The 7,990-nt window shown below is 68.6% G+C and carries 8 protein-coding genes and 1 pseudogene; 1 reads left to right on the top strand and 8 read right to left on the bottom strand.

Features of this window, described 5'->3' with window-relative positions:
• The 6 genes and pseudogenes from AOK15_RS43345 to AOK15_RS39055 form a co-directional block, all read right to left on the bottom strand.
• Positions 1–180, bottom strand: a pseudogene (locus AOK15_RS43345) (FAD-dependent oxidoreductase); the annotation flags it as partial.
• Between the two features lie 36 nt (positions 181–216).
• Positions 217–1,017: an ABC transporter permease gene (locus AOK15_RS39075; protein WP_055523717.1), complete on the bottom strand. Its 801-nt coding sequence runs from the start codon at positions 1,015–1,017 to the stop codon at positions 217–219.
• Positions 1,018–1,950, bottom strand: coding sequence for an ABC transporter permease (locus tag AOK15_RS39070; RefSeq protein ID WP_055523714.1), 933 nt, complete (start codon positions 1,948–1,950; stop codon positions 1,018–1,020).
• Positions 1,950–3,119 carry an ABC transporter ATP-binding protein gene (locus tag AOK15_RS39065; RefSeq protein WP_055523711.1) on the bottom strand — a complete coding sequence of 390 codons (1,170 nt, stop codon included), beginning with the start codon at positions 3,117–3,119 and terminating at the stop codon, positions 1,950–1,952. Before AOK15_RS39065 ends, AOK15_RS39070 begins: the two co-directional genes overlap by 1 nt.
• A gap of 8 nt (positions 3,120–3,127) precedes the next feature.
• Entirely contained in the window at positions 3,128–4,372 is a 1,245-nt protein-coding gene (locus AOK15_RS39060) for a polyamine ABC transporter substrate-binding protein (protein WP_055523709.1), read from the bottom strand.
• A gap of 83 nt (positions 4,373–4,455) precedes the next feature.
• Positions 4,456–5,991, bottom strand: a complete 1,536-nt coding sequence (locus AOK15_RS39055; protein ID WP_055523706.1) for a gamma-aminobutyraldehyde dehydrogenase — start codon at positions 5,989–5,991, stop codon at positions 4,456–4,458.
• 211 nt (positions 5,992–6,202) lie between these two features.
• Here AOK15_RS39055 and AOK15_RS39050 point away from each other — a divergent pair, with 211 nt between their 5' ends.
• The gene (locus AOK15_RS39050) at positions 6,203–6,769 is read left to right on the top strand and encodes an NADAR family protein (RefSeq protein WP_185093543.1); all 567 of its coding nucleotides are present in this window, start codon (positions 6,203–6,205) and stop codon (positions 6,767–6,769) included.
• A gap of 109 nt (positions 6,770–6,878) precedes the next feature.
• On the opposite strand, the gene AOK15_RS39045 is transcribed toward AOK15_RS39050, so the two are convergent.
• The gene (locus AOK15_RS39045; RefSeq protein ID WP_240508802.1) at positions 6,879–7,382 is read right to left on the bottom strand and encodes a hypothetical protein; all 504 of its coding nucleotides are present in this window, start codon (positions 7,380–7,382) and stop codon (positions 6,879–6,881) included.
• The coding region (locus tag AOK15_RS39040; protein WP_240508801.1) for a DUF4190 domain-containing protein at positions 7,379–7,990 on the bottom strand (612 nt) is incomplete at its 5' end. The genes AOK15_RS39040 and AOK15_RS39045, both read right to left, overlap by 4 nt.

The raw sequence follows: 7,990 nt of genomic DNA, 5'->3' as shown, positions 1-7,990 counted from the left end.
CGTGGCGATGAGCGCGGTCCACAGTCCGCTGTAGCCACCGCCGACGACCAGCAGGTCGCAGGTCTCGGCGCCGGTGAGGGCGGGCTCGGGGTGGGGCTTGCCGGGGTCTTCGAGCCAGTACGGGACCGGCTGTGCGTCGGAGAGAGACTTGGTCCAGCGGTTCATGGCGCTTGGGGCCATGATTTCAACTCCCTACGAGAATTCCGACGGGCGGCGTTATGCCTTCTGTCGCTTTCTGCGGTTCGTGACGACCATTCCGGCCACCACGAACAGTACGGCGATCAGGAACATGGCCGTACCGATGACATTGATCTGGACGGGCGTTCCACGCTGTGCCGAACCCCAGACGAACATGGGGAAGGTGACGGTCGAGCCCGCGTTGAAATTGGTGATGATGAAATCGTCGAAGGAGAGCGCGAAGGCGAGGAGCGCGCCCGCCGCGATACCGGGGGCGGCGATCGGCAGGGTGACGCGCAGGAAGGTCTGGACGGGGCCGGCGTACAGGTCCCGCGCGGCCTCCTCCAGTCGCGGGTCCATCGACATCACGCGCGCCTTGACAGCGACGACGACGAAGCTGAGGCAGAACATGATGTGGGCGATGAGGATCGTCCAGAAACCGAGCTGAGCACCCAGGTTGAGGAACAGAGTGAGGAGCGAGGCGGCCATCACGACCTCGGGCATCGCCATCGGCAGGAAGATCAGCGAGTTGACGGCGCCCCGCGCGCGGAACCGGTAGCGGACCAGCGCGAAGGCGATCAGGGTGCCGAGGACGGTGGCGCCGAGGGTCGCCCAGGCGGCGAGCTGGAGGCTGAGCGAGAGCGAGCCGCACAGGTCGGCGACGCCGCACGGGTCGGTCCAGGCGGCCGTGGAGAATTCCTGCCACTCGTAGTTGAAGCGGCCCTTCGGCTGGTTGAAGGAGAAGACCGTGACCACGACATTGGGCAGGAGGAGATATCCGAGGGTGAGCAGTCCCGCGATGACCACGAGATGCCGCTTGAGCCAGTTCAGGAAGGCCATTTAAACCAGATCCTCCGTCCCGGACCTGCGAATGTATACCGTGACCATGATGAGGATCGCGGCCATGAGGATGAACGAGAGGGCAGCCGCCGTCGGATAGTCGAGAATCCTCAGGAACTGGCTCTGGATGACGTTGCCGATCATCTGGGTGTTGGTGGAGCCGAGGAGTTCGGCGTTCACGTAGTCGCCGCTGGCGGGGATGAACGTCAGCAGGGTGCCGGAGACGACACCGGGCATGGACAGCGGGAAGGTGACCTTGCGGAAGGTGGTGAACGGGGTCGCGTAGAGGTCGCCCGCCGCCTCGTGCAGCCGCCCGTCGATGCGCTCCAGCGAGGTGTAGAGCGGCAGGATCATGAACGGCAGGAAGTTGTACGTGAGGCCGCAGACCACCGCGAGCGGCGTGGCCAGCACCCGGTCACCCGCCGTGAGGCCGAGCCAGCTGGTGACGTCGAGGACGTGCAGCGAGTTGAGGACGCCGACCACCGGTCCGCCGTCCGCGAGGATCGTCTTCCAGGCGAGGGTGCGGATCAGGAAGCTGGTGAAGAACGGCGCGATCACCAGGATCAGGATCAGATTGCGCCAGCGCCCCGCGCGGAACGCGATCAGATACGCCAGCGGGTAGCCCAGGAGCAGGCACAGGAACGTCGCCGTGCCGGCGTAGAGCACTGAGCGCAGGAACTGCGGGTAGTACTCGCCGAGCGCGTCCCAGTAGGTCGCGAAGTGCCAGGTGACCCGGTAGCCCTCCTCCAGGGAGCCCGTCTGCACGGACGTGGAGGCCTGGTAGACCATCGGCATCGCGAAGAACACGAGCAGCCAGATCAGACCGGGTGCGAGGAGCAGATACGGCGTCCAGCGGCCCCTTCTGCGGGGCGGCTTCGCCGTAGGGACGGGGGCGAGGGGCGGCGGCGCCTCGGCCTCGGCGAGGGTCGACATCACAGGGCCGCCCCCTCTTCGACACCGGCGGAGCCCGCTGTCCCCGCAAGCAGGGACTGGGCGGCATCAAGGCCGAAAGTGTGGGCCGGGCTCCAGTGCAGGACGACGTCGGCGCCGGGAACGAGTCGGGCGTCGCGGTCGATGTTCTGGACGTACACCTCGAAGTCGGGGCAGACCGAGCTGTCGATGACGTACTGCGTGGAGACGCCGATGAAGCTGGTCGCGGCGATCTTCCCGGTGATGCGGTTGCGGCCGACCGGGATCTCGCCCGCGTCGTCCGCGTGCGTGAGCGTGATCTTCTCGGGGCGGATGCCGACGAGCACCTTGCCGCCGGTGGTGGCGGGCGCCGCACATCGTGCCTCGGGCAGGACGAGCTTGCCGTCGCCCGCCTTCAGCACGATCTCCTCACCGCTCCTGGAGTCGACCTCGGCCTCGATGAGGTTGGAGGTACCGAGGAAGTTGGCGACGAAGGTGGTCTTCGGGTTCTCGTACAGGTCGGCCGGGGAGCCGAGCTGCTCGACCCGGCCGCCGTTCATCACGGCGACCGTGTCGGCCATGGTCATGGCCTCCTCCTGGTCGTGCGTGACGTGGATGAACGTGATCCCGACCTCGGTCTGGATGCGCTTCAGCTCCAGCTGCATCTGGCGGCGCAGCTTGAGGTCGAGGGCGCCGAGCGGCTCGTCGAGGAGCAGCACCTTGGGGTGGTTGATCAGAGCGCGGGCGACAGCGACGCGCTGCTGCTGGCCGCCCGAGAGCTGGTGCGGCTTCTTGCGCGCCTGCTCGCCGAGCTGGACCAGGTCCAGCATCTCGTCGACCTGCTTCTTCACGCTCTTGAGGCCCCGCCGGCGCAGTCCGAAGGCGACGTTCTCGAAGATGTCGAGGTGCGGGAAGAGGGCGTACGACTGGAAGACGGTGTTCACCGGCCGCTTGTACGGCGGGAGGTGCGTCACGTCCTGCTCGCCCAGCGACACCGTCCCCTGGGACGGCTCCTCCAGGCCCGCGATCATGCGCAGCGTGGTGGTCTTGCCGCAGCCGGAGGCGCCGAGGAGGGCGAAGAAGGAACCTTCCGGCACGGTCAGGTCGAGCGGGTGCACGGCGGTGAAGGAGCCGTAGGTCTTGCCGATGCCGGTGAGGCGGACGTCACCGCTGCTGTTCTGTGTGGTCTTCATGGTCCTCGTCACGCCCCCGTCAGCTTCGCGAACTTCTCTTCGTACGCCGTCTCTTCCTTCTGGGAGAGGGAGCGGAAGGCGTGGGACTTGGCCGCCATGGCGGCGTCGGGGATGATCAGCGGATTGTTCGCCGCGTCCTCGTCGATCTTGGCCAGCTCCGCCTTCACACCGTCGACGGGGCACACGTAGTTGATGTACGCGGCGAGTTCGGCGGCCGGCTTCGGCTCGTAGTAGTAGTCGATGAGCCGTTCGGCGTTGGTCTTGTGGCGGGCCTTGTTCGGGATCAGCAGGTTGTCGGTCGAGGTCATGTAGCCGCTGTCGGGGATGACGAAGTCGACGTCCGGGGTGTCGGCCTTGAGCTGGACGACGTCACCGGCCCACGCGACACAGGCCGCCAGGTCGCCCTTGGTCAGGTCGGAGGTGTAGTCGTTGCCGGTGAAGCGGCGGATCTGACCCTGGTCGACGGCCTTCTGAAGGCGGGCGATCGCCGCGTCGTAGTCGTCGTCGGAGAACTTCGCCGGGTCCTTGCCCATGTCGAGCAGGGTCATCCCGATGCTGTCGCGCATCTCGGAGAGGAAGCCTATGCGGCCCTTCAGCTTGGGGTTGTCGAGCATGTCGGAGACCGACTTGACCTCCTCGCCGTCGAGGGCCTTCTTGTTGTAGGCGATGACGGTCGAGATGCCCTGCCAGGGGTAGGAGTAGGCCCGCCCCGGGTCCCAGTCCGGGCTGCGGAACTGCTGGGAGAGGTTCATGAAGGCGTGCGGCAGGTTGGACGGGTCCAGTTTCTGCACCCACCCGAAGCGGATCAGCCGGGCCGCCAGCCAGTCCGTGACGCAGATGAGGTCACGACCGGTGGCCTGACCGGCGGCGAGCTGCGGCTTGATCTTGCCGAAGAACTCGACGTTGTCGTTGATGTCCTCGGTGTACTTGACCTTGATGCCGGTGCGCCTCGTGAACGCGTCGAGGCTCGGGTGGTGCTTGCCGCTGTCGTCGACGTCCATGTACTCGGTCCAGTTGGAGAAGGCGATCTCCTTCTCCTTGGCCGAGTGGTCCTCGGACGAGACGCCCGCGGTGTTCTTCGCCGCGGGGATGCCGCAGGCGCTCAGCGTGCCGAGCGCGCCGACGGCGAGCGCGCCGCCCGTTCCGGCGCGCAGCAGCGAACGGCGGCTCAGCGCGGCCCTGCCGTTCCTGAGACTGCGCCGCATGGCGGCCACCTGGGCCGGGGACAGGCGGTCGGGCTCGTACTGCTCCATGCGCGTGATGCCCTTTCGGGAGGTGCCCTTTCGGGAGGGTGGCGAGGACCGGCCGGAGGTCGGGCGGCCGGTCCCCGGTCTGACTAGCGGTCCCCGAAGATCGTGCGGTGCCAGTCCTTCCTGGCCACCGCCGTATTGTCGAACATGACGTGCTTGATCTGCGTGTACTCCTCGAACGAGTACGCCGACATGTCCTTGCCGAAGCCGGACGCCTTGGAGCCGCCGTGCGGCATCTCGCTGATGATCGGAATGTGGTCGTTGACCCACACGCACCCGGCCTTGATCTCCCGTGTCGCACGGCCCGCCCGGTACACGTCGCGCGTCCACGCGGAGGCGGCGAGCCCGTACGGGGTGTCGTTGGCCAGGCTGATGCCTTCGTCGTCGCTGTCGAAGGGCAGGACGACGAGGACGGGGCCGAAGATCTCCGACTGGACGATCTCGCTGTCCTGCGCGGCGTCGGCGACGAGGGTCGGACGATAGTACGCGCCCTTCCCGAGATCCCCCTGCGGTGCCTGACCGCCGGCGACCACGCGCGCGTACCCGCGGGCCCGGTCGACGAAGGCGGCGACCCGGTCGCGCTGGACGTGTGAGATCAGCGGCCCGAGGTCGGTGCCGGGCGCGAAGGGGTCGCCCAGCCGGACGGTCTCCATGAGGGCGGCCGTGCGCTCGACGAACGCCTCGTAGAGGGGACGCTGGATGTACGCGCGCGTGGCGGCCGTGCAGTCCTGCCCGGTGTTGATGAGGGCGCCGGCGACGGCGCCGTGCACGGCGGCGTCGAGGTCCGCGTCGTCGAAGACGACGAAGGGTGCCTTGCCGCCGAGTTCCAGGTGGAGCCGCTTGACGGTGGCCGTGGCGATCTCGGCGACCCGTTTGCCGACGGCGGTGGACCCGGTGAAGGACGTCATGGCCACATCGGGGTGCCCGACGAGGTGCTCGCCGGCCACCCTGCCGGTGCCGGTGACGATGTTGATCACACCGTCTGGGATTCCGGCGTCGGTGGCGGCCTGCGCGAACAGCAGCGAGGTGAGCGGGGTCAGCTCGGCGGGCTTCAGGACGATCGTGTTGCCCGCGGCGACCGCCGGGAGGATCTTCCAGGCGGCCATCTGGAGAGGGTAGTTCCAGGGGGCGATGGAGCCGACGACACCGATGGGCTCACGCCGCACGTACGAGGTGTGGTCCCCGGAGTACTCGCCGGCCGACTGGCCCTGGAGGTGCCGGGCCGCGCCCGCGAAGAAGGCGGTGTTGTCGATGGTGCCGGGGACGTCGAACTCACGGGTGAGCTTCAGCGGCTTCCCGCACTGGAGCGACTCGGCGCGGGCGAACTCCTCGGCCCGGTCGGCGAGCACGGCGGCGAACCGGTGCAGCGCGTCGGACCGGTCCCCGGGCGTGGCCGCGGCCCAGCCGGGGAAAGCGCGGCGGGCGGCGGCGACGGCCGCGTCCACGTCGTCGGTGCCGGCCAGCTCGTAGGTGAGGACCTCGTCACCGGTGGCGGGGTCGACGACCGCGTGGGTGTGACCCGACGTGCCCTTCGTGAGGCGGCCGGCGATGTACTGCGCGCCCGCCGCGAAGCGTTCCTGCACGGGGAATCGGTCCGGGGTGGCGGTGCCCGGGTTCTGCATGTCGCTCTCCTCCGCCTTGTCCCCCTGTGTTCCGGGGGCGGGTGGCGTAGCTCCAGCTCGATTTGAGTGCCGATCCTGACAGAGGGATGGGGCATCAACAAGTGATTCCGTTGTTGCCTTTTGGTTACGCGACGGAATCTGTCGACCAGGTGTCCAGTCGCAGGCGAAAATCGAGGACGGAGTGTCAGTGGCGGGTGCCACACTCGTCGGCATGCTGAAGATCGATTCTTGGGACGCGCTGGTCAGCGAGGTCCAGGCGGGGGCGAGGGTCAAGTACCTGCACTTCTGGGGGCACCGTCCGCGGCCCGACGGCCGGGTGGGGCCGAGCTGTCTGAGTCAGTGGTGGCCGTCGCCGTTCACGGTGGACGGCGTGGAGTACGCGACGGCGGAGCACTGGATGATGGCGTCCAAGGCCCGGCTGTTCGGCGACGTGGAGGCGGAGCGCAAGGCCGTCGCGGCGTCGAGCCCGGCGATGGCGAAGAAGGTGGGGCGCCTGGTACGCGGCTTCGACGAGGCCCTGTGGGAGCGGGAGCGCTTCGGCATCGTCGTCGAGGGCAGCGTCCACAAGTTCGCCGCGCACGACGACCTGCGGGCCTGGCTGCTGGGCACGACGGGCCGCGTCCTCGTCGAGGCCAGCCCCCTGGACCGCGTCTGGGGCATCGGCCTCGCGGCGGACGACGAACGCGCGATGGACCCCACGAAATGGCGCGGCCCCAACCTGCTGGGCTTCGCCCTGATGGAGGCACGGGAGCGGCTGCTGCGGGGGGAGGAGGGGTAACCGGGGCGTAGACGCGGCGGCCTGTACAACACCCCTGGGACGATGTCCCGGACCCGTGAACCCGCTCAGAGCTCTCCGGCCCTGCCGTGCTGATGCGTCCCGCCCCGTCTCATTCCCAGAGGTCGGCTCCCTCACGCCCGCCGGGGTCCATGGTCAGCAGATCCTCGTGCAGGCCCGCCAGGGTTCGCCCGGTCGGGGATCCGTCCGCGCCCGATTCCATGACGACCCAGCCGGCATCCACACCCGTCGCGTTCACCTCCGTGCCGGTGTCCAGTTCGTCGAGCGTCACGAACACCGCCTCATAGGCGACGGCTCGAACCAGGCGCACAAGGTCCTCCTCATCCGCTCCGGCGGCCAGAAGGCGTTGGGCGGCGGGCAGCTGATCGAGCGAACCCGGTTCCGACCAGGCGTCGATCGCGCCCCGCCACAGACTGCGCAACAGCACGAAACGGGCGAGCTGCGGAAGATCCTCCAGGACCTCGGACTTGATCAGGTCGACGGGATCAGCCACGCCGAGGACACCGAACTGGACGCGCAACCACTCCGCGGCAGCCCCCTGCGTCGGAGGCAGCCCCTTCACCCACTCCAGCCATGCCGACTGCTGATCATTCACCGGGTGCCGAGAAGTCTTGAGCGGGCGAGCGGCGGTGGGGCGTTCTCGGTCGGTAGGACCAGGGACAGGGAAGTGTCGTAGCCGTCGTCGAAGACGTCGGTGTCCGACTCGTCCGTGCCGTCCGGTGCTACGACGATCAGGACGAAGAAGCCGATGCCCATGAGGAAGCCGGCGATGCCGCAGATGATCCCGGCCAGCGCGTGCCCGGGGTTGGTCGCCTCGCCCCGGCTCGCCTTGGCGCGGCCGATGATGCCGAAGATCACCGCCATCACGCCCAGCAGGATCGCCAGCGGCCACATGCAGAACAGCGTGGCCGCGCAGATCCCGAGCACCATCGAGGCGATGCCCATCCCGTTGCTCGGCGGGGGCGGCATGAGGGGCCAGCCGTAACCGGAGGTGTGCGTGTGCCCGGCCGGGCCGGGGCCGCCACCCGGGTACGGCGCATAGCCGTACGGGAACTGCCCTGGTCCGTCGGGGCTGATCGGAGGGGGCGGCACGGGGGCGCCACTCATCGCGCCGGGCAGGTGGGAGGTGTAGGCGTGGGCTGCCGGGTCCTGCGGAGCGAAGGGGGCGCCGGGGCCGGGTATCGACGTCGGCGGAGGGTAGGC

Source organism: Streptomyces ossamyceticus, assembly GCF_001418475.1.
GTDB classification, from domain to species: Bacteria; Actinomycetota; Actinomycetes; order Streptomycetales; family Streptomycetaceae; genus Streptomyces; species Streptomyces ossamyceticus.
This window is presented reverse-complemented; position numbering and strand designations above follow the sequence as displayed.